Source organism: Pseudosporangium ferrugineum (assembly GCF_003002065.1).
GTDB classification, from domain to species: domain Bacteria; phylum Actinomycetota; class Actinomycetes; order Mycobacteriales; family Micromonosporaceae; genus Actinoplanes; species Actinoplanes ferrugineus_A.
Genome location: NZ_PVZG01000016.1, coordinates 1 through 21,049, shown reverse-complemented (window position 1 = coordinate 21,049; position 21,049 = coordinate 1). Strand labels below are relative to the sequence as shown.

General features: G+C 70.8%; 17 protein-coding genes. 8 read left to right on the top strand and 9 right to left on the bottom strand.

Translation table 11 applies throughout. The features are described 5' to 3' along the window. The first annotated feature begins 50 nt into the window (after positions 1-50). Complete coding sequence (locus CLV70_RS28600; protein ID WP_106129723.1) at positions 51-278, top strand: DinB family protein; 228 nt, start codon at positions 51-53, stop codon at positions 276-278. 63 nt (positions 279-341) lie between these two features. Here the strand turns inward: CLV70_RS28600 and CLV70_RS28595 are convergent, their stop codons facing one another. The 6 genes from CLV70_RS28595 to CLV70_RS28570 form a co-directional block, all read right to left on the bottom strand. Continuing rightward, positions 342-848: a mycothiol transferase gene (locus CLV70_RS28595; protein ID WP_106129722.1), complete on the bottom strand. Its 507-nt coding sequence runs from the start codon at positions 846-848 to the stop codon at positions 342-344. A gap of 13 nt (positions 849-861) precedes the next feature. Next, on the bottom strand, positions 862-1,635 hold the full coding sequence (locus CLV70_RS28590; RefSeq protein ID WP_106129721.1) for a hypothetical protein: 774 nt from the start codon (positions 1,633-1,635) through the stop codon (positions 862-864). Positions 1,636-1,677: 42 nt separating this feature from the next. After that, positions 1,678-3,000, bottom strand: coding sequence for an MFS transporter (locus CLV70_RS28585; protein ID WP_106129852.1), 1,323 nt, complete (start codon positions 2,998-3,000; stop codon positions 1,678-1,680). 94 nt (positions 3,001-3,094) lie between these two features. Further along, positions 3,095-4,879: a S9 family peptidase gene (locus CLV70_RS28580; RefSeq protein ID WP_106129720.1), complete on the bottom strand. Its 1,785-nt coding sequence runs from the start codon at positions 4,877-4,879 to the stop codon at positions 3,095-3,097. A gap of 19 nt (positions 4,880-4,898) precedes the next feature. After that, positions 4,899-6,674 carry an N-acetylglutaminylglutamine amidotransferase gene (locus tag CLV70_RS28575; RefSeq protein WP_106129719.1) on the bottom strand — a complete coding sequence of 592 codons (1,776 nt, stop codon included), beginning with the start codon at positions 6,672-6,674 and terminating at the stop codon, positions 4,899-4,901. A gap of 55 nt (positions 6,675-6,729) precedes the next feature. Next, complete coding sequence (locus CLV70_RS28570; RefSeq protein ID WP_106129718.1) at positions 6,730-9,312, bottom strand: carboxylate--amine ligase/circularly permuted type 2 ATP-grasp protein; 2,583 nt, start codon at positions 9,310-9,312, stop codon at positions 6,730-6,732. A 389-nt stretch (positions 9,313-9,701) separates the two neighbouring features. Here CLV70_RS28570 and ppdK point away from each other — a divergent pair, with 389 nt between their 5' ends. Next, a complete protein-coding gene (gene ppdK, locus CLV70_RS28565; protein ID WP_425440238.1) occupies positions 9,702-12,377 on the top strand; it encodes a pyruvate, phosphate dikinase in 2,676 nt (891 codons plus the stop codon). Between the two features lie 12 nt (positions 12,378-12,389). Here ppdK and CLV70_RS28560 read toward each other — a convergent pair whose 3' ends face one another. Continuing rightward, positions 12,390-12,653 carry a hypothetical protein gene (locus CLV70_RS28560; protein WP_106129716.1) on the bottom strand — a complete coding sequence of 88 codons (264 nt, stop codon included), beginning with the start codon at positions 12,651-12,653 and terminating at the stop codon, positions 12,390-12,392. Between the two features lie 153 nt (positions 12,654-12,806). On the opposite strand from CLV70_RS28560, the gene CLV70_RS28555 reads away from it, so the two are divergent. The 3 genes from CLV70_RS28555 to CLV70_RS39260 all read left to right on the top strand — a co-directional run bounded on the left by CLV70_RS28555 (position 12,807) and on the right by CLV70_RS39260 (position 16,079). Continuing rightward, the gene (locus CLV70_RS28555; protein ID WP_106129715.1) at positions 12,807-14,306 is read left to right on the top strand and encodes a SulP family inorganic anion transporter; all 1,500 of its coding nucleotides are present in this window, start codon (positions 12,807-12,809) and stop codon (positions 14,304-14,306) included. Between the two features lie 81 nt (positions 14,307-14,387). Continuing rightward, complete coding sequence (locus tag CLV70_RS28550; protein ID WP_170148671.1) at positions 14,388-14,648, top strand: hypothetical protein; 261 nt, start codon at positions 14,388-14,390, stop codon at positions 14,646-14,648. Positions 14,649-15,032: 384 nt separating this feature from the next. After that, entirely contained in the window at positions 15,033-16,079 is a 1,047-nt protein-coding gene (locus tag CLV70_RS39260; protein ID WP_146164192.1) for a hypothetical protein, read from the top strand. Positions 16,080-16,233: 154 nt separating this feature from the next. Here the strand turns inward: CLV70_RS39260 and CLV70_RS28545 are convergent, their stop codons facing one another. Next, on the bottom strand, positions 16,234-16,695 hold the full coding sequence (locus tag CLV70_RS28545) for a cupin domain-containing protein (protein ID WP_106129714.1): 462 nt from the start codon (positions 16,693-16,695) through the stop codon (positions 16,234-16,236). Positions 16,696-16,710: 15 nt separating this feature from the next. Then, on the bottom strand, positions 16,711-17,664 hold the full coding sequence (locus tag CLV70_RS28540) for a helix-turn-helix domain-containing protein (RefSeq protein WP_106129713.1): 954 nt from the start codon (positions 17,662-17,664) through the stop codon (positions 16,711-16,713). Positions 17,665-17,764: 100 nt separating this feature from the next. Here CLV70_RS28540 and CLV70_RS28535 point away from each other — a divergent pair, with 100 nt between their 5' ends. The 3 genes from CLV70_RS28535 to CLV70_RS28530 all read left to right on the top strand — a co-directional run bounded on the left by CLV70_RS28535 (position 17,765) and on the right by CLV70_RS28530 (position 20,508). Continuing rightward, positions 17,765-18,715 (top strand): YVTN family beta-propeller repeat protein, encoded by a 951-nt coding sequence (locus CLV70_RS28535; RefSeq protein ID WP_158277841.1) that lies wholly within the window; start codon positions 17,765-17,767, stop codon positions 18,713-18,715. A gap of 385 nt (positions 18,716-19,100) precedes the next feature. Beyond that, positions 19,101-20,033: a COG1361 family protein gene (locus tag CLV70_RS39255; protein WP_146164191.1), complete on the top strand. Its 933-nt coding sequence runs from the start codon at positions 19,101-19,103 to the stop codon at positions 20,031-20,033. Positions 20,034-20,286: 253 nt separating this feature from the next. Continuing rightward, positions 20,287-20,508 (top strand): hypothetical protein, encoded by a 222-nt coding sequence (locus CLV70_RS28530; RefSeq protein ID WP_106129711.1) that lies wholly within the window; start codon positions 20,287-20,289, stop codon positions 20,506-20,508. Positions 20,509-21,049: the final 541 nt, after the last annotated feature.

The window sequence follows — 21,049 nt, the reverse complement described above, 5'->3', positions numbered from 1 at the left end:
GGCGTGGACCCGCACACCTACTCCGGGCCGGACCGGCTCGAGTCGAGGTGATGACCCACGGCTGGGACCTGGCCACCGCGACAGGCCTGCCCTGGCAGCCGGACGAGGCGACCGCCGAACGGGCCCTCGCCTACTACCGGGAGACGATCAAGCCGGAATGGCGTGGTCCCGGCATGCCGTTCGGCCCCGAGTTCCCGGTCTCGCCGGACGCTTCCGCGCTGGAGCGGGTGATCGCCTTCGCCGGCCGCGACCCCGCCTGGACCCCGAAGGCCGGATAGCGGGCCGGACAGCGCGTGGCGCCCGCGGCCCGGCCGGGCGCCACGCCCCGCGGTGCGAGCCGGTCAGGGCTTGAGGAGCCCGCGGACGTACGCCGCCTGGCCGGCGTGCTGGATGTCGTCGTCCAGGATGCTGACGAGGCGGACGCCGAGCGTGACCGGCGGGTCCCAGGCCTCGTCGACGACGCGGTCCAGGTCCTTGCCGGTGAGGCCGGACACGTACGCGATCGTGCGCTCGTGGACCGCCCGGTAGTACTCCAGCAGGGCCTCGGCGCTCTCCGGGCGGACCGCGGCGACGTCGGCCGGACCGTGACCGTAGCCGGTGTCCCGCGGGTCGGGCTTGCGGCCGAAGCGGGACGCCCAGTCGCCGGTGACGTACACCTGCTCCTCGTCCAGCAGCTCGGCCACGTGGCTGTCCTGCACCCGGGTCAGGTGCCAGACCAGCCAGCCGACCGTGTTTCCCCGTCCGTCCGGGGCCGTGCGGAGCTCGTCCGGGCCGAGGCCGTCCACGGCGGTGCCCACCAGATCGGGCAGGCGTCCGTACGCCTCGGCGAGGAGTTCGGTGACGTTCACGGTGGCGGCCTTCCTACTCGGTCGTCGGATCGGGTTGTTGCGGTGCGATCTGCTGATCCGGCGCGATCTGCTGGTCGGGTTGCCCGGGCTCGCCGGTGGCGCCGGTCGGCTCGGGCGCCTGGGTGGCCGGCGCCGTGGTGGGCTCGCCGGTCGCCGAGGTGGTCGGCGGGGCGTCCGGGCTCTCGGTCGTGCCGGGCGCCGGGCTCCCGGTCGCCGAGGGCTCCGCGGCGTCCGGCCCGTCGGGCGCCGGCGACTCGGAGACCTTCGGAGCCGGCTTCTCGTCCCTGGCGGCGGAGTCGTCCTTCTTGGAGACGAGGCTGGTGATCGTCGTGCCCGCCTTCGACCCGTGGCCGGTGAGGGACGCCAGCGACCGGCCGGCGGTCACCTCGACCATGAAGATCACGCCCATGGCGACCAGGAAGACGGCGGCCGCGCCGAGCGCGACGGGCTTCCAGCGGATCGCGAAGCGGCTGGGCTCCGGCGCCACGGTGTGCGAGGGCTTCTCCTCCTCGGTAGCCGCCGCGACCGGGGGCGTGCCCACCGCGGCCGGGACCCTGATGAAGGTCGGTGCCACCTCCTGGAGGCGCTTGGTGCTGCGTTTCAGTGAGTTGTTGAAGATCTCCGTTCCGATCGAGCCGACCACGCTGGCCAGCGCGGCTCCGGCGAGGGTGCCGGCAACTCCCAGGAAGGAGCCGAGCACCGCGGCGGTCACGGCGGCGAGGGTGCCGGCGATGACCTTGCTGATCTGGATCCCGGACCACAACCGGTCCGGCGCTTGCTCGCTCATGTCCTCCTCTCTTCGAGACACTGTCGAACCGGGCACGAAGCTTCAGCTTTTACCGATCCGGTCCGCGGTAAACCATCCTCTTTCGGCGAGAACCTCGCGCAGGGGACGGACGTGGATGCCCTCGGCCGCCATCCGCTGCCGGGCCAGCCGCCGGGTGCGCAGGATGCCCACCACGCCGACGGCGCCGATCGCGTACTGCACCGACATGGCGACCTTGAAGTCGGCGATGTCGTAGCCCGCCAGGCCGCCCGTGCGGGCGTCCAGGATGAGGCCGACCAGCATGATCGACAGCAGCGACGCCACGAAGCCGCCGACGTTGACGATGCCGGTGGCCGTGCCGAGGCGGTGGGGCGGGTTGAAGGTGCGGGCGAACTCGAACCCGATCATGGAGCCCGGCCCGCCCAGCCCCAGCACCACCACGAGCAGGAGCAGGACCGCGAGCGGGGCGCGGCCGGGCCAGGCGAGGACGAGACCCCAGCCGAGCGCGTTGGCGGCGATGACGCCCAGCACGAGCCAGGAGCGGCGCATCGGGTGGCGCTGCACGAGGACGCCCAGCATCGGGCCGCCCACCATGCCGACCAGCACGAACAGGGTCAGCAGCGAGCTGGCCGCGCCCCGGGACAGCCCCTCGCCGGCGATCAGGAAGGGGTAGCCCCACATGAGGGCGAAGACCGTACCCGGGAACTGGGTGGTGAAATGGGTCCACAGCCCGAGCCGGGTGCCGGGATGCCGCCAGGCGCTCGCCAGGTCGGCGCCGAGCTGGCGGGCGGTGACGGCGTCGCCCGAGCTGATCCGGCGCCCCGGGCTGTCGTGCACCGCGACCAGCGCGACGATCGCGACGAAGACCCCGGTGGCGGACGCGCAGACGAACGCGGTGGTCCAGCCGGCGCCGGCCAGCAGGGCCGCCAGCGGTACGGCGCTGAGCACCTGACCGAGCTGCCCGACGATGCCGGTGAGCTGGGTGACGACCGGGACCCGCCGGGCAGGGAACCACTGGGGCACCAGGCGCAGCACGCTGATGAAGGTCATCGCGTCGCCGGCGCCGACCAGCACGCGGGCCGCCACCGCCCCGCCGAGGTCGCCGCTGACCGCCATGAGGGCCTGCCCGGACGCCATCACGAGCGCGCCCGCGACGACCAGCCGCAGCGAGCCGAACCGGTCGAGCAGCAGGCCGACGGGGACCTGGAGGGCCGCGTACACGAGGAGCTGCAGCACCGCGAAGGAGGCCAGCGCCCCCGCGCCGATGCCGAACCGCTCCTGCGCGTCCAGCCCGGCCACCCCGAGCGACGTCCGGTGCAGCACCGCCACGATGTACGCGGAGAGCCCGGCGGTCCACACCGCCCAGGCCCGGGCACCGCCCAGCATGTAACCCACTCCGTCCGCTCGCGTACCGACCCACCCTTTCGCGGACCGACGGCGATCGCCAACGAGGAGCGTCACAAACCGGGCGTGTGCCCCGTCATAGATCAACCCCGAGCAGGGCGGGCGCCCGCAGGTGCCGGGTGAGCCAGCCGACCGTCTCCCGCAGGTACTCCGCGCGCGACGAGCGGTGCAGCAACTCGTGGCCCTCGCCCGGGAAGAGCAGGTACCGGTGCTCGACGCCGCGTTCGGCCAGGGCGGCCACCACCTGCTCCGCCTCGATGACGGGCACGTTGCTGTCGTTCTCGCCGTGCACCACCATCAGCGGTGCGCGCAGCCGGTCGATCCGGGTGATCGGCGAAAGGTCGCGCAGCAGCGCAGCGTCGCGGACGGGGTCGCCGTACTTGGCGACGGCGGCGGCGGCGATCCACGGCTCGGTGTGCTCGTAGAAGGTGGCGAAGTTGGCCATGCCGCAGACGTCGATGCCGACCGCGAACAGCTCCGGGTACGTCGTCATCGCCGCCAGCGTCAGGTAGCCGCCGTACGAGCGGCCCATGCAGCCCACCCGCGCGGGATCGGCGACCCCGCTCCCGACCAGGTGCGCGACGCACGCGGCCACGTCGGCGACGGCGCCCCACCGCAGCGGGCCGTTGTCGGCGTTGACGAAGCCGCGGCCGAAGCCGGAGGAGCCACGGACGTTCGCCGCGAACACCGCGATGCCGCGGTCGACCAGGGACTGGAACAGCGGCCCGTGCCCGGGGCGCTCCTGGGCCTCCGGGCCGCCGTGCAGCCAGACGACGGCCGGGTGCGGGCCGGGCGTGGGCGGCTCGAACAACCAGCCGCTGATCTCGAGGCCGTCGTGCGAGGGGAACCGGCGCAGCACCGGGTGCACGGCGCCGGGGGCGGGCTCCTCGACCGAGACCGCGCGCGGCGGCCCGCCGTCCCAGACCCAGACGCCGTGCGGCTGACCAGGGCCCTCGGCGGTGAAGGCCAGGGTGCTGCCGTCGTGGCTCCACCCGAGGCCGGAGACCACCGAGCCCGGAAGCGGCACGCGGGTGGTGCCGGCCGCGGATCGTACGGTCAGCTCGGACATCCCGCCGCCGGCGTTCCACAGCACGGCCACCTTCGCGCCGTCCGAGGTCAGCGCGAACGCCTCCACCTCGGCGGTCTCCGACTCGGCGAGGATCTCGGCGTGGCCGTCCCGGGCGCGCAGCAGCACCGGCCGCTCACCGGCGTCGCCGCGCGCGTAGATCGCGCCGTCCGGGGCGAAGCACGCCTGCTCGCCGCTGGTGACGTACTCCTCGACCCCGGTCGTGAGGTCGCGCACCGCCACGTAGCGGCCGCCGCGGGGGCCGTGGCGCAGCAGGGCGCGGCGGCGGTCCGGCGAGACGTCGAAGAGGGAGACCAGCTCACCCTCGGTGACCACCTCGCGGGTGCCGTGCTCCGCGTCGACGAGCACGGTGGTGGCCAGGTTCTCGGTCAGGGCGAGCAGCGGGCGGCCGGGCAGCCAGCGTACGTTCTCCGCGGTGTCCGCGCCGAAGCCGGCGACCTGGTGCAGCGCCGAGCCGTCCGGGCGGACCAGCCACACCTCCGTACGCGGGGCGCCTCCGGGGGCGATCACGCAGGCCAGCCAGCCGCCGCCGGTGGACCAGTGCACCGACTGGACCGGTTCCTCACCCGTGTCGACGAGGAACGTCAGCTCGCTGCCGACCGGCTGCACCCACACCCGGGGCGTGCCGCTGCGGTCGGACACGTACGCCATGTGCCGGCCGTCCGGCGACAACGCCGGCGACCAGCTGCCGCTGACTTCCGACGGGTAGGAGCCCTTCGTCAGCCACCCGGCGGGCAGCACGGTGACGTCGACACGGTTGAGCTGACCGGTCATACAGGTCCTCCTCCGGCTTCTAGATCCCCTTGTCCTGCAACCACATCTCCAGCAGTGCGAGCTGCCACAGCTGGTTCGCCCCGAGGGTCGTACGAGGAGTGTTCGGGTCGGCGAGCAACGCGTCAACGTACTCCTGCCGGAAAAGTCCCCTCGCGCGGGCCGCCGGGGCGTGCAGCGCCTCGCGGACCATCTCCAGCATCGGCCCTTCCAGGTGCCGGATGCCCGGCACCGGGAAATAGCCCTTGGTGCGGTCGATCACCTCGTCGGGCACGACCCCGCGGGCCGCGTCCTTGAGCACTCCCTTGCCGCCCTGGGCCAGTTTGAGCTCGGGCGGGCACGCCGCCGCCAGCTCGACCAGCTCGTGGTCCAGAAACGGTACGCGCGCCTCCAGCCCCCAGGCCATCGTCATGTTGTCCACCCGCTTGACCGGATCGTCGACCAGCATCACCTGCGAGTCCAGCCGCAACGCCGCGTCGACCGCGGTGGTCGCGCCGGGCCGGGCGAAGCTCGCCGCGACGAACTCCCGGCTGACGTCGTCGCCGAGGAGCCACTCCGGGTTCAGCTGCCGGGCCAGCTCGGCGTGGGGCCGGTCGAAGAACTCCTTCGCGTACGCGTCCACGGCCCGGTCCCGGGGCACGTCCGCCAGCGGCGGGTACCAGCTGTAGCCGGCCAGGATCTCGTCCGCGCCCTGCCCCGACTGCACCACCTTGACGTGCTCCGAGACGTCCTCGCTGAGCAGGTTGAAGGCGACGCAGTCGTGGCTGACCATGGGCTCGCTCATCGCCGCGACCGTGCGGGCCACGGCCGGCAGGAACCGGCCCCGGCCGATCCGGATCTGGTGGTGCCGGGTGTCGAACTGCTTGGCGATGAGATCCGAGTACGCGAACTCGTCGCCGCTCTCGCCGGCCGCGGACTCGAAGCCGATGGAGAAGGTGGTGAGCCCGCGCTGCCCCTGCTCGGCCAGGAGCGCGACGATGTACGACGAGTCCAGCCCGCCGGAGAGCAACACCCCGACCGGCACGTCGGCGACCATCCGCCGCTCGACCGCCGTACGCAGCCCGGCGTGGATCGCCTCCGCCCACTCCGGCCGGCTCGAGGGCGCGTCGACGCGGGTGTGCGACGCCTCCCAGTAGACCGTGGAGGTGGACGTACCGTCGCTCTTGATGATGCGTACGGTGGCCGGCGGCAGCTTGCGGATGCCGGAGACGATCGTCCGGGGCGCGGGCACCACCGAGTGGAACGTCATGTAGTGCTGGAGCGCGACCCGGTCGAGCGACGTGTCGACGTCGCCGGCGGCGAGCAGGGCCGGCAGGGTCGACGCGAACCGCAGCCGGCCGGGGGACTCGGCGAGGTACATCGGCTTGATGCCCAGCCGGTCGCGGGCGAGCATGACCGTGCCGGTGGCGTGCTCGGTGACGGCGAAGGCGAACATGCCCAGGAAGTGCTTGACGCAGTCGGCGCCCCACCGGTGGTAGGCCTTCAGGATCACCTCGGTGTCGGAGGTGGAGACGAAGGTGTAGCCGTGGCCCCGCAGCTCCTCGCGCAGCTGCCGGTAGTTGTAGATGCAGCCGTTGAAGACCAGGGTCAGGCCGAGCTGCTCGTCGGTCATCGGCTGGTGGCCGGCCTCGGAGAGGTCGATGATCTTGAGCCGGCGGTGGCCGAACGCGACCGCGCCGCGGTGCCACAGGCCCTCGCTGTCGGGGCCGCGCGACTCCAGGCACGGCAGCATCGCCCGGACGGCCCCGGGGTCGGCCGCCCGGCCGTCGAACCTCAGCTCGCCACCGATTCCGCACATGACTTCCCAACCTCCACGGGTTCCGTTTCGGATATGTGTCGCGGTCGTAAAGGGGTTAGCCCAGCAACCACGTGTCCTTGCTGCCGCCGCCGCGCGAGGAGTTCACGATCATGCTCCCGGCGGGGGCCACCCGGGTCAGGGCCGCCGGGGCGACCACGGACTCCGTGCCGGTGAAGACGAAGGCCCGCAGGTCGACGTGGCGCGGCGCGAGCTGGTGGCCGTCGAAGACCGGGTGCGTCGACAGGTCCACCACCTCCTGCGCCACCCAGCGGTGCGGGGCGGTGAGGATCTGCCGGCGTACGGCGGCCAGGTCGGCGGGGGTCGCGTGCGGGCCGATGACGATGCGGTCGCCGCCGTAGCCGTCGACCGGCTTGCAGACCAGCTCCTCCAGCCGGCCCAGGACCTCCGCGCGCTGCTCCGGGATGCCGCACAGGTACGTCGGCACGTCCGCGAGCAGCGGCTTCTCGCCCAGGTAGTACTCGATGAGGCGGGGCACGTACGCGTACACGGCCTTGTCGTCGCCGATGCCGTTGCCGAGCGCGTTGGCCAGCACGACGGTGTCGGCGTGCAGGGCGTTGACCAGGCTCGGGCCCAGCGGCATCCCGTCCGCGCCCGGCGAGTGCACCAGGCTGTCCTCGCCCATCCGCAGGTAGATGACGTCGACGCGGTGCTTGCGGCCGTTCTCGATCCGGTGCACCACGCCGTCGTCGACGAGCAACTCGGTGCTGCGGACCACCGGCACGCCCATCTCCTCGGCGAGCATCCGGTGCTCGAACCACGCCGAATCGTCCGGGCCCTGGCTGAGCACGACCACGCGCGGGTCGTCGCCGGCGGCCGGCCCGGCGGCGTCCAGCAGGGCCCGCTTCAGCAGCCGGGGCGTCTCCTCGGGGCTGAGCAGCCCGTCCGGGCGGGGCAGTTCGGGGAGCACGGCCTCGGTGAGGCGGCGGTTCTGCATCGCGTACGCGATCCCGGACGGCACCCGCAGGTTGTCCTCCAGCACGCACCACCCGCCGGCGGCGTCGCGGACGAGGTCGACGCCGGCCACCTGGGCGCGGACGCCGGGGCGGTGGACGAGGGCGCCGCTGGGCCGCAGCTCCGGAGAGCCGTCGATCACCCAGTCCGGCACGACGCCGTCGGCGACCACCGTGCGGTCGCCGTACACGTCGTTGACGAACGCGTCGAGGGCCCGGACCCGCTGGATCAGCCCGCCGCGCAGCCGGTCCCAGTCGTCCGCGGGCACGATGCGCGGCACCAGGTCGAACGGGAACAGCCGGGTCGCGGCCTCGCCGGCCACGCTGAAGGTGATGCCGCGGGCGCGCTGCTCGTCGTCCTTGGCGTCCTCGCGGCGGCGCAGGCCGGCCGGCCCGAGCGAGCTGAGCACCGTGAGGATCGGCTGGTACGCCGGCACCACGTCGCCGCCCGGGAAGGCCTCATCGCCGGTCGCCGCGTACGGGGTCAGCCCCGCCGGCACCGTCTGCCCGCCCGGCCCGATGCCGGTCGCGCCGCCGCGGGTGTCGGCGACGACCAGGTCGACCACGTCGGAGATGCGCCCGCGCCGGGCCAGCGCGCGGCGCTGCCGGGCCGCCGAGCTGCCCCGGCTCAGCGCCTGCACGGACAGGTCGAACACCTGCTCCCAGTCGCCCAGCTCCTCGAGCTGCGGGCGCAGGTCCGCGACCAGCCGCTCGACGGCGACCGCGGCGGGCACCGGCACCGGCGAGCGGGGCAGGTCGAGCAGGTCGCCCTCCAGCCCGGAGCGGGCGGCCCGCCACATCGCCGCGCGATGCAGTGGCGGCCGGGTGGGCACCACCGGGCGGCCGGCGCGGTGGTCCTGCCGGGCGCGCAGCACCAGCCCGCGGAAGAGGCCGGCGAGCAGCACCACCGTGTCCGCGTCCGGGCTGGAGTCGGTGACCCGCAGCTCCACGGTGGGCAGGTGGGCCGACGGGCGGACGTCGAAGTAGACCATCTTGGGGTCGCTGATCGTGCCGGACGCGATGAGGTCGGCGACCAGCGCGTCGTGGTCGGCCGCGTCGGTGACGACGCCGCTGTCACCCGCGGTCGGCCAGCGCATCCAGACGAGCGAGCGCACGCTGGCGTACCCGCTGTCCTCGCCCATCCAGTACGGCGAGCTCGCCGAGAGGGCCAGCAGCACCGGCAGCGCCGGGGCGACCCGCTGGGCCACGGAGACGGCCTCGTCGCGGTCGGGGATGCCGACGTGCACCTGGGCGCCGCAGATCAGCTGCTCCCGGGCGAGCATCTGGTATTCGTCCAGCATCCGGCGGTAGCGGGAGGTGGGCGTCACCGGCAGCGAGTCGAGGTCGACGACCGGCACCGTGCCCGCCGCGACCAGCCCCAGCCCCAGCGACTCGGCGACGCCGATGGCCCGGCGGCGCAGCGCGACGATGCCCTCGCGCAGCTCGTCGAGGGTGGCCGCCACCGGGGTGTTGGTCTCGACCACCGAACGGTGCAGCTCCGCGGAGTAGTGCGCCGCGTCGAGCTGGTCGAGCACGTCCGGCGCCCGGGGCACCAGCTCCCGCGTCCTCAGGTCGACGACGTGCAGTTCCTCCTCGACGCCGAGGGTGAGCCCGGTGGTCGTGGTGCGGTCCTCGTCGCCCTCGCTGACCCGCAGTGTCTCCGTCATGTGTCAACCGCCTATGTCGCTCAGTGAACCTTTTTCCACCTGCCATCGAGCCCGACGGTGCCGCGCCGTCGACCAGCGGCGGGAACTGCCGGCCTCGCCAGGTCGAAAAAAGTTCAGTCCGTCGGCCCGGAGCCTGGTCAGCTCATGTACCGAACCTGTGACGTGCCCATTTCCGGCTTCGACCAAGCATGATCGGCCCGACACGGGGCGCCCGGGCGCCCGCGGCGTGCGCGAAGGTGCGCGCGGCTGCGCGATGTCACGCTCTTCCGCGCTCCTTCACGCGAATGCTTGTGCAGTTTTTCACGAACACTAGGGCGCCGAGTGGCGCCGCGCCTAATCTCCGGGTCACCATTAACGAGCGTTCGCTTGCGATGGCAATGGAGGCGACAATGGCCGGGGAGAAGTACGTCTACGATTTTTCGGAAGGCCACAAGGATCTCAAGGAGCTCCTCGGTGGAAAAGGCGCGAACCTGGCGGAGATGACCCGGCTCGGGCTCCCCGTACCGGCCGGCTTCACCGTCACCACCCGCGCCTGCCAGGCGTATCTGGCCACCGGCGCCAACCCCGCGGGGCTGGCCGAGGAGATCGACGAGCATCTCGCTGCCCTGGAGGCGACGATGGGCCGCCGGCTCGGCGACCCGGATGATCCGCTGCTGGTCTCGGTGCGTTCCGGCGCCGCCTTCTCGATGCCCGGCATGATGGAGACGGTGCTCAACGTCGGCCTCACCGACGCCAGCGTCGAAGGGCTCGCGGCCCAGGCCGGCGGCGACGACCGATTCGCCTGGGATTCGTACCGGCGATTGATCCAGATGTTCGGGAAAACTGTCTGCGACGTGCCGGGTGAGGATTTCTCCGCCGCGCTCGAAGAGGCCAAGAAAGCCAAGGGCGCCACCGATGATCTGCACCTGGACGCCGCCGACCTGAAGGCCCTCGCCGACCGCTACAAGCGCATTTTCGCCAAGCACACGGGATACGACTTCCCGCAGGATCCGCGGGAGCAGATGCGGCTCGCGATGGAGGCCGTCTTCCGCTCCTGGAATGCCGAACGGGCGGTGCTCTACCGCCGTCAGGAACGGATCCCGGCCGACCTCGGCACGGCCGTGAACGTGGTGGCGATGGTCTTCGGCAACCTCGGCGCGGACTCCGGCACCGGCGTGGCGTTCACCCGGGACCCGGCCTCCGGTGCCCAGGGCATCTACGGCGACTACCTGGCGAACGCGCAGGGCGAGGACGTGGTCGCGGGCATCCGCAACACCGTGCCGCTCGAGGAGCTCGAGCGCCTCGACCCGCGCTCGTACGAGGAACTGCTGGCCATCATGGCCAAGCTCGAGGGGCACTACCGCGACCTGTGCGACATCGAGTTCACCATCGAGCGCGGCAAGCTCTGGATGCTGCAGACCCGGGTGGGCAAGCGCACCGCCGGCGCCGCGTTCCGGATCGCCGCCCAGCTCGTCCACGAGGGCATGATCAGCCTCGACGAGGCGCTGAGCCGCGTCTCCGGCGCGCAGCTGGCCCAGCTGATGTTCCCCCGCTTCGACCTCTCCGCCGAGCCGGCCGCCCTCACCACCGGCATCGGCGCGTCCCCGGGCGCCGCCAGCGGCAAGGCCGTCTTCACCGCCGAGCGGGCCGTCGAGCTGGCCGCCGCCGGCGAGGACGTCATCCTGGTGCGCCGCGAGACCAATCCCGAGGACCTGGCCGGCATGATCGCCGCCCGGGGCATCCTCACCGCGCGGGGCGGCAAGACCAGCCACGCCGCCGTCGTGGCCCGCGGGATGGGCCGGACCTGCGTGTGCGGCGCGGACCAGCTCGAGATCGCCGCGGACCGGTTCACCGTGGACGGCCGTACGGTCGAGGAGGGGCACGTCATCTCCGTGGACGGCACCAGCGGCCGGGTCTACCTGGGAGCGGTGCCCGTACGCCCCTCCGAGGTGGTGCAGTACTTCGAGGGCGAACGGGTGGAGTCCACGCTGGTCGAAGCCGTGCACACGCTCATGGGCCACGCCGACGCGACCCGGCGGCTGGCCGTACGCACGAACGCCGACACCGGCGAGGACGCGGCCCGCGCCCGGCGCTTCGGCGCGGAGGGCATCGGCCTGTGCCGCACCGAGCACATGTTCCTGGGCGACCGTAAGGAACTGGTCGAGCGGCTGATCCTCGCGGGGACGGAGACCGCCCGCAACGACGCGCTCGCCGCCCTGCTGCCCCTGCAGCGCGCCGACTTCGTCGACCTGTTCCGGGCCATGGACGGCCTGCCGGTCACCGTGCGGCTCATCGACCCGCCGCTGCACGAGTTCCTGCCGTCGCTGGAGGAGTTGGCCGTCAACGTCGCCGTCGCCCGCGAGCGCGGCGAGGAGCACAGCGAGGAGGCCCAGCTGCTCGACGCCGTACGCCGGATGCACGAGCAGAACCCGATGCTCGGCCTGCGCGGCGTACGGCTGGGCCTGGTCATTCCGGGCCTGTTCGCGATGCAGGTCCGCGCGATCGCCGAGGCCGCGGTGCAGCTCGCCGCGGAGGGCCTCGACCCCCGGCCGGAGATCATGGTGCCGCTGGTCGGCGCCGTGCAGGAGCTGGAGATGGTGCGCCAGGAGTGCGAGCAGATCGTCGCCGAGGTGGTCGCGGGCAGCGGGGTCGAGGTGCTGATCGGCACGATGATCGAGGTGCCCCGGGCGGCGCTGACCGCCGGCCAGATCGCCGAGGCGGCCGACTTCTTCTCCTTCGGCACCAACGACCTGACCCAGATGGGCTGGGGCTTCTCCCGCGACGACGTCGAGGGCGCGTTCTTCTGGCGCTACCTGGAGCTCGGCATCTTCGGCATCTCACCGTTCGAGTCGATCGACCGCGACGGCGTCGGCCGGCTCATCCGGATCGCCGCGGAGGAGGGCCGGGCGGTGAAGCCGCGGCTCAAGCTGGGCGTCTGCGGTGAACACGGCGGCGACCCCGAATCGGTGCACTTCTTCCACGAGGTGGGCCTGGACTACGTGTCCTGTTCGCCGTTCCGGGTGCCGGTGGCGCGTCTGGAGGCGGGGCGGGCGGCGGTCGCGGGCGCCGGCTCGGACAGCCGCTGACCGGGCGGGTTCTCAGAGGTCCTGGTTCTCCAGGCGGTGGGCCTTGGCGCTGCGGCGCCAGGCGAACACCAGGAACACGATGCCGACCAGGAACGCGATGCTGGGGGCCTCGCCGTCGAAGGGGTACCCGGCGATGTCGCTGGCCCCGCCGCCGACGAACGCCACGCCGCCGACCACCCACAGGAAGCCCGTGATGGCGGGGTTCGGACGACGCACCCGCCGCGGGATGGCGGGAGCGTCGTCGCTCCGAGTGTGATCTCCGTGGCGCGCGGTCATTGGAGCATTATGGTGGCCCCCGTCACACTCCACTTCGTGCGATCGGACAAAGATCAGCACAGACGTTCGTCGGCAGGCACGGAAGCCGCGTAACCATCCGTTTACCCAGCTTGGCTATGGTGGGCGAAATGTCCTAATCGTTGGGATTCCACCATGCCTACGCCGGACGCCTGGCGCACGCTGTTCCGCCACGACCTGCCCGCATCGATCGTCGTCTTCCTCATAGCCGTACCGCTGTCGCTCGGCATCGCCGCCGCCTCGGGCGCCCCGCTGCTCGCCGGCCTGCTCGCCGCGGTCGTCGGCGGCGTCGTGGCCGGCCTGCTCGGCGGGGCCCCGCTGCAGGTCAGCGGGCCGGCGGCCGGGCTCACCGTGATCGTCGCCGGCACGGTCGCCGACCTCGGCTGGGCCGGCACCACGGCGGTCGTCGCCCTGGCCGGCCTCGTGCAGATCGGGCTCGGCGCCGCCCGCCTCGGCGGGGTCGCGCTCGCCCTCCCGCCCGCCGTGGTGCACGGCATGCTCGCCGGGATCGGCGTGGTCATCGCACTGAGCCAGGCCCACGTCGTGCTCGGCGGGAACCCGCAGGGCTCGGCCTGGGACAGCCTGCGCGACCTGCACCGGCAGGTCGCCGCCCACCACGGCGGCGCCCTGCTCATCGGCCTGCTCACCGCCGCGATCCTGCTGCTGTGGCCCCGGTTCGTGAAGCTGTCCCTGCTGCCGGGGGCGCTGGTGGCGGTGACCGCCGCGACCGCCACGGCGAGCCTGGCCGGCCTCGAGCCGGCCCGGGTGGACCTGCCGCCGGACCCGATCGGCGAGCTCGGCCTGCCGCGGTGGCCGGACGCCGCCCCGGCCGAGATCGCCCTCGCGGTGGTCACGATCGCCCTGGTGGCCAGCGTGGAGTCGCTGCTGTCGGCGGTCGCCGTGGACAAGCTGCACGACGGCGAGCGGGCCGGCCTCAACCGGGAACTGGTCGCCCAGGGCGCCGCCAACGCCGTCTCCGGAGCGCTCGGCGGGCTACCGGTCACCGGGGTGATCGTCCGCAGCTCCACCAACGTGGCGGCCGGGGCGCGCACCCGTGCGTCCGCCGTGCTGCACGGGCTCTGGATCGCCCTGTCCGTGCTGTTCCTCGGCTCGCTGCTCGAACAGATCCCGCTGTCCGCGCTGGCCGCCGTGCTCGTCGTGATGGGACTGCGGCTGGTCAGCGTGGCCCGGATCAGGACGTACGCGCGGCACCGCGAGCTGCCGACGTACCTGATCACGGGTTTGGGGGTGATCTTCACCGACCTGCTGACCGGGGTGGCGCTGGGCATCGCCGCGGCGGTGCTGGTGATGCTGGCCCGGCTGGCGCGGTGCGAGATCACCCGCTCGTCGCCGGGCCCCGGACGCTGGACGGTGGTCATCACCGGCACGCTCGCCTTCGTCGGCGCCGGCCGGGTGGCCCGCGAACTCGCCGCCGTGCCCCCGGGCGGGACGGTGGCGCTGGAACTGCATCTCGACTACCTCGACCAGGGCGCGTTCGAGACGGTCCGGGACTGGCGGGACGCGTACGAGCGCGCCGGCGGCCGGGTCCGGGTCCGCGACGGGCACGACAGCTGGTTCCACCGCGCCACCTCCGGGCGCCTCGGCGCGGCCCGCACGTGGCCGCACCGGAGCTGATCCGCCCCGCGGACGGGTTACCTTCGTGCCAGATCCGCCCGTGCCATTGAGCTGCGCCCGCCCAGGCCGCATGGTGAACCCGTGGCACCCCCGGCGAGCGACTGCCGTCCCCTGGGCCCCGGTGACGTCGTCCTCGTGGGCCGGGCGGCCAGCGTCCAGTTCACCGGCCGCTCCGGCTTCGCGTTCCGGATCATCGCGGTCGACGACCGCCCCACCTATGACGGCTGGATCTGGCTCGACGGCTACCAGCTCGACGGGCGCGGCCAGGCGGTCGCCCGCCGCCGCATCTTCGTCTTCGCCGCCGGCCTCCGCCGCGCCGGCACCCCGGACCGGCGCCGCTGACCACAGCCGGCGTGTGAGATGCCCCGATGGTCGCAGGGGGCAGGCTTGGCGGGAACATCAACCGCGTCGCCACCTCGGCGGCCGGCCGTGCGGTCAGCGGCGCACCGAGGCCTGCTGTCCCCTCGGCGGCCCAAATCGCCCGCGGCCGGCGGTGGCCGGATCGGCAGCTGTCGATGACCGGGCAGAGTCGCGGGGGCGGGCGGGAAAGTCACGATGACGTGGCACTGGATCGTGAACCTGAGATCGGCGCGCCACGTTCACACGAAGAACGCCACACCCGCCGCACCTCGAAGGAGGGCCAACAGCCGTGAGTGGCCGTCCGGTCATATCGCGATTTTGCGAAAGGTCTGGTGGAAGGTGGGCATCGAGGTTTGAAGGGAACGTATGACGAACGAGCGAGAAATCCAATTATTCGCCGAGCGGCTGGATCGCCTGTACCAAAGCACCAGCTATTCTCTTGGCGAGGTCATCAAACTCAATAATCTTCTTGTCATCACCAATGATGACAAGAAGATCAAAGCCATCAACGAGGCGGTCGCGCAGTGGCGGAAGCACAACCTGCAGGGCCGGGGTGATCATGGCGGTATCTATGTGCGTGGATCAGACGGTGGCGAGTGGTATGCCGGGCAGAAGCGGCATTTCGAAGAGTCTGTTCTGCCACCACTGGAAAAGGCCTTGAACGTGCTGAAAGACAAGGCGCGGGCCAAGAACAAGGGAACAAGCCATAGCAGGCTTGGCGGAGTGCTGACAAATCTGGGAAAGATTCAACAGGCCGAGAAAGAACTCTACGGGATGCGACAGCGGTTCCATGACCGCCGGGCGAGCGAAGCCGGTAGTCGGGCGCCGACCACGACAGCACCCGACCAACAACAATGGGACGGGCTTGAGAACGTCGCATCCCGGTCGCTGGAGCGCCCGAATGTGCCGACGATGCAGGCCGTTTCTCCGGTATCCCCGACCACAGGCCCATCTGCGTTCCCGCAGATGCCTTCTCCGGTTTCCGCGGGCACGTCTGTCCCGCCGGGTTGGCGCGTCTATCCGGCAACCCCGGCCACCGGCCGGACACCCTCTGGCCCGCCTTTTTCGCCATCTCCGGTGATGGCCGACGGTTACCACGGTGAACCGTTCGAGGCCTACGGCGGAGGCGCCCCGAACCAGCAGGTCCCGCCTCCGCCTCCATATACCCCGTACGCGCAGACACCTGACCTCGGCCAGACGACGGCCATCGGTTCACAAACGCGGAGACAAGAAGCGTGGTCCTACGCGACGCCTCCACCTGTACTGGCCGCCGGAGCGAATATCCGCTCCAGTACAGCATCCGGGGCCGACCACCGCTTTCCTGGGAACCCCCCGCGGGGTGATCAACTCCCGCCAGGGTTCAGCGCCTCGATGAGAGGACAGCATGGGCAAGGCCAACCTCGGGGCAGGTGAAGTGGCTGGTGGCCCGCAACGGCTTACGCCGGGCGGGAAGAGCGCGGGCCCGCGCCGGGGTTCCGGCGCGGGCCCTCTGAGGCCAACTCGACGACGGATCGGGGCCGCGAGCTCTACGAGCCGCGTCACCTCCGGGCGGCCGCAGCGGTCGTTCTCACGAGGCGTACTCGTTGGAGATCTCGGTGGCGTAGTTCTTCCACAGCGGGGTCATGGTCTCGGCGTTGATCGGCTGCCCGGAATCGATCATGGCCTTGAAGTCGCGGAAGTACTGCACGTACAGGTCCGGCGTGAAGGTGTTCAGCATGACCGCGTTGACGTCGCCGACGTTGGCGAACGTGTGCGGCGCCCCGGTCGGCACGATGACCCAGGTGCCCGGTCCGGCGTCGTACTGGTCCTCGCCGACGGTGAACCGGAACGTTCCCGCCAGCACGTAGAAGCCCTCGTCGTGCTGGGCGTGGCGGTGCTGCAACGGGCTCGGGGTGCCCGGTGGGATGGTGACCTCGGCGAACCCCAGCCGGTGATCGGTGTGCTCGCCGTTCTCCAGGATGCGGATCTGCTGCGCCCCGCTGCCGAGGATCTCGCCCTCACCGGGGCGGACGATGTTCACCTTCGCCACGACTGTCTCCCAACGCTATTGCCGACCTTGGTGACCACCATCCTGTTCCGGGCCGGCCGGGCGCGTCTTGGCCGTCCGTGCACGGTTGCTGGTCATCAGTGCGCGGGCGTTGTAGCCGTACGTCGTCTTGAAGAGCTTGCTGAAGTGCGCGGGATCGGAGAACCCCCACCGGGCGGCCACGGCGGTGACCGTACGCCCGCTGCCGGTCAGCTCCGCCCGGCAGCGCTCCAGGCGGCGACGGCGGATCAGGGCCGCGACGGTGAGCGGCTGGTCCTCGAACAGCTTGTGCAGCCGGCGCACGGAGATGTGGTGGGCGGCGGCGATGCCGGGCGGGGACAGGCCGGGGTCGGCCAGCCGGGCCTCGATGTAGCCGGCGATCCGGTTCCGCAGCCACTCGTCCGGGGCCGCTTGCTCGTCGCCCAGCCGGGCCTCCAGGGCGACCGCGATCAGCTCGATGACGGCCGCCGCCGACCGCAGCGCCTCCGCCTCGCGGAACTCGGTCGCCAGCCGCGCCGACTCCCGGGCCAGCACGGAGACGAGAGCGCCCGGACCGTGGCTGCCGTCGATGCGCTCGCCGGCGAGCCGGTCGACCTGAGCGGGCCGCAGCCGAAGCTCCCGGCGCGGGAACACCATGGTGACGTGCGCCGAAGCGGTGCTCTCGAACCGCAGCGTACGCGTGGGATCGAGCAGCACCAGGTCGGCCGGCCCGAGCTCGGCGTCGCCGCCCCCCTGGCCGATCCGCGTCCGGCCCCGGATCATCACCTTGATCGCCAGGTTCTCGCCGTCGAGGGTGTCGCGTTCCCGCCCGACGCAGACGCTCTCGGGCGTCTCGAGGGAGACCAGCCGCAGCGGCCCGAGCTCACGGGCTGCGACCCGGCCCCGGAAGCCGGGCCCGGCCAGCTTGTTGACCAGCGGCGGAAACCCGCAGGCGGCCAGCTCGTCCTGGAACGTCTCAAGATTGCCGATCACCCGTCAACGGTAACGCCGGCTCCGGCTCCCCTCGCTCCGAATGTGGTCGTAGTCTGGCTGGACGTCGCTGATGAGGGGCAAGCGCAGAGTGGACATTCGGGTGATCGCCGCGGGAGACACCCCGCAGGGTCTGGCCCTGGATCCGCGCCACGGCCATGCCTACCTGGCCAACAATCGCATGCACGCGTTCCTGGGACACCGGCGGGCGGGCACGGTGTCGGTCGTGGACCTCGTGGCGGGCACCGAGATCGAGCGGATCAAGGTCGGCCGCCGGTGCATCGCTGTCGCCGCGCATCCGTCGCGGGGCGAGGTGTACGCCGCCAACCTCGGCTCGAACTCGGTGTCGATCATCGACACCGCAGTGCACAAGGAGACTGCCCGCATCGGCGTGGGCCCGGAACCGCGTGCCCTCACGGTCAGCCCGGCGGGCGACCGGGTCTACGTAGCCGGCATAGGCGGGCGCACCGTGTCCGTGCTCGATCCCCAGGCCCGCGCGGTCACCGCGACGATCGAGGTCGGCGAGGGGCCGTGCGCCTTCGCCCAGTCTCCCGGCGGCGACCGGCTCTACGTAGCGAACTTCCGCAAGGGCACGGTGAGCGTCGTGGACACGCGTACGCTGACCGCCACGGCCACCGTGCCGGTCGGGGACGGGCCGGGCGCTCTCGCGATCAGCCCTGACGGCGACCGCCTCTACGTCGCCTGCCGATGGTCCCAAGCGATCACCGTCGTGGATACCGGCACGTGCGAGGTGTCGAGCAGCATCACCACGCAGACCTTGAGTACGCGCCGCGGGGTGTCGCTCGGCGTCGCGATGTCACGCCCCCAGCCGTACGGGATCGCGCTCAGCCGCGACGGAGCGCTCCTGCTCGTCGCGCTCTGGGAGCCCGGGACCGTCATCGTCATCGACACCGCGACCGAGCGCCGGGTCGAGGAATACGATCTCGGCGGCGGAAAACACGGCCGCGGTCCGGTGGACATCGTCGCGGATCCCGTCGCTGACCGCTGGCTCGTCGCCTGCGTAGCGAACGCGGTGGCCGTGCTGACACGATGACCGGGCGCCGCTTCCGGGCTGGGCTCGAAGGTCGTCGTCACGCTTCGCTCCGGCCGGGCGCGGTGGCACCGGCGCGGCCGGGGAGTCGCGTCACGGCACCATCCACCGCTTGCAGGAAATCTGTTCTCGAGCGTTCCTCGCCTTACGGAGATCGCATTCTCCGCGGACCTGGCGCCCTCAACTGCCGAGAAGAGTGCGTTCGATCAAGTCTCGAAGATTGCCAAGCCGGGCCGGTCGACAGTAGAGGTAAGCGCAGACGATCACCTCCGACAGACGGGCAACTGCTCGTGAACCTCTAGTCCGTAGATCGACTACTGTGATGGGCGAGTGCCACCACCCTGTACCGCATCACCATGGGCGGACTCCTCCCTTGTAGATTGCCTACATGTCCTCGTTCCTCATGGCAGCAGCTGGGCAAGAATCCTCTGACTGGTCGTCGAGCAAGTTAGTCATTCCGGTAGTAGCGGCCTTGCTGGGCTTTGTAAGTGGTTATCTTCTGGAAATAATTAAAACTAGACGAGGACCCAAAACTCTCTTGGCATGGGATCTGGAGGTCGAACAACCAGAACTCAACTATGGAGCAAAGCGGGCTGACCGAGTCAAGATAAGTTACCGAGGCCGCGAGGTCGACCGTTTGGTCAACGTGCGCTACACCATCACCAACGCCGGCAACACGTCCATCAAGAACCAATCGGTTCGATTTGATATACCAGAGGGAGCCAAGATCCTCCAGCGTGAACTTGACCCGATTCCGGAACCAGAGTTGGGGGTGCGGGACATCACGGACGAAGACCCGGCGTTCGCGGGCCCGAGATACAAGATCGGTCAGCTGGATCCTGGCGATTCAGTATCCTTCGCCTTCGCGGCGGACGGGGGTGCCTGGCGTGCATGGAAGGGGGCGAAGCTTCACAATGAAGAGGCCGATGTTGTATATCGGCGGCGGGACGTGGCACTGCAGCGTGACGATCAGACGCACGTGGGGCCGTTCCTGTTTGGCCTTGCAGCCATCCTTATTGTGACCACCCTTACGGGAGCTGCATCACTGGCCATATGGATCTTGGGTAAGTTCTACCTGGTCGAGTTAGCATACTACGGAATCATCATCATATTAACAGTTGCGTTTGCTGCCGCAGCCGTGTATCTGCTATCTCACGCGCGCCGTGCTACAAGATTCATTGCGGAACGCTGGGCGAACCCCGGGCATGGCGCAGTGTCACTGACGGCTGGCGGTGGGGATAGCTGGTTCGCATATGCGCCTAACGGCGAAATCCGAATTGAACCCCCGACATCCAACTCAGTCAAAGATGATATCGTTTGAGGCTCCAAGGGCAGCCTCGCTGAGATCATGTCACTCTCATGCCGCAATCCGATCGGTCGGCGGCCTGCGGCGGTGTCTCGCTGTGGCCGGGCTGATCGTGGAAACGAGTGAGCGTCTTCTCGGCCTGTGCCTCTATCGTGCCAGGGTGCCTGGACTCAAAGTCAGCGCCGATGCGTAGCTGGACGCCCTGCATCCAACACTGCGGCCAAGGTCCAGCGGCGTCTCACTGCCGTCCTGGCTACACTTTGCCTCCATGGCGACGATCTACACAACCCGGGAGTGGAACGGCCACGGGAAGCAGAACTACTACTGGAACGAGTACCGGCTCGAGGGTGACACCGTCGTCAAGTACAAGTGCCACAGGCAGAAGTTCTTCGATGGCAACGAAAACACCTGGCAGGAGGACGAGACGGTGGTGGAGTCGTGGGGGGTTGACGATCAGAGCATTCCCGACTGGCTTACACAGTATCTCTGAACGCGTACCCTCAATCCGCTCTTCGAAGTTAGCGGAATTGCGGTGTCCGCGGTGGCGACGCGGTAGTGGCGGAGTGGAGTCCGTAACCGCAGGTTCTCCGGATTCCGAGATCCGTTGGTGTCGCGGGCCAGGAAGCCCGTGCATAGGTCCGGGCATGCGCTTGTTCTCACACCCGAAGATCGCGGCAGGCGGATCCGGTGGTGCATTGCCGTGATGGGCCTCTTCATCGCGCTGGAGGTTGTGGCGGTGCTGTGCGCCCATCGCTAAATCTGGCCCGAAGGCTTCGCCCTCCCCGCTGGTCGTAATTCCTTACCTCGTATAGCAGCGGCAGTCTTGTCCCAATGGGGACCGAAAATGCCTCTGTTTGATCTGAGCGCACGGGGAGCTGTCCTGAGCGCGCACTGTTCTGCCGCGGACAGTGCGGTGGCTCGGCTACAGAGATTGAAGGCTCTTCGAAGTTAAGCGGGGTTGAGGTGTCCGCGGTGTCGGCGGGTGGTGGCGGTGCGGGTGCGTAGCCGCTGGTTTTCGGGGTTGCGGAATC

Coding starts and splice junctions, on each gene's coding strand:
- CLV70_RS28600 (WP_106129723.1), top strand. CDS start 51: ATGACCCACGGCTGGGACCTGGCCACCGCGACAGGCCTGCCCTGGCAG.
- CLV70_RS28590 (WP_106129721.1), bottom strand. CDS start 1,635: ATGAGCGAGCAAGCGCCGGACCGGTTGTGGTCCGGGATCCAGATCAGC.
- CLV70_RS28585 (WP_106129852.1), bottom strand. CDS start 3,000: ATGCTGGGCGGTGCCCGGGCCTGGGCGGTGTGGACCGCCGGGCTCTCC.
- CLV70_RS28580 (WP_106129720.1), bottom strand. CDS start 4,879: ATGACCGGTCAGCTCAACCGTGTCGACGTCACCGTGCTGCCCGCCGGG.
- CLV70_RS28575 (WP_106129719.1), bottom strand. CDS start 6,674: ATGTGCGGAATCGGTGGCGAGCTGAGGTTCGACGGCCGGGCGGCCGAC.
- CLV70_RS28570 (WP_106129718.1), bottom strand. CDS start 9,312: ATGACGGAGACACTGCGGGTCAGCGAGGGCGACGAGGACCGCACCACG.
- ppdK (WP_425440238.1), top strand. CDS start 9,702: ATGGCCGGGGAGAAGTACGTCTACGATTTTTCGGAAGGCCACAAGGAT.
- CLV70_RS28560 (WP_106129716.1), bottom strand. CDS start 12,653: ATGACCGCGCGCCACGGAGATCACACTCGGAGCGACGACGCTCCCGCC.
- CLV70_RS28555 (WP_106129715.1), top strand. CDS start 12,807: ATGCCTACGCCGGACGCCTGGCGCACGCTGTTCCGCCACGACCTGCCC.
- CLV70_RS39260 (WP_146164192.1), top strand. CDS start 15,033: ATGACGAACGAGCGAGAAATCCAATTATTCGCCGAGCGGCTGGATCGC.
- CLV70_RS39255 (WP_146164191.1), top strand. CDS start 19,101: ATGTCCTCGTTCCTCATGGCAGCAGCTGGGCAAGAATCCTCTGACTGG.
- CLV70_RS28530 (WP_106129711.1), top strand. CDS start 20,287: ATGGCGACGATCTACACAACCCGGGAGTGGAACGGCCACGGGAAGCAG.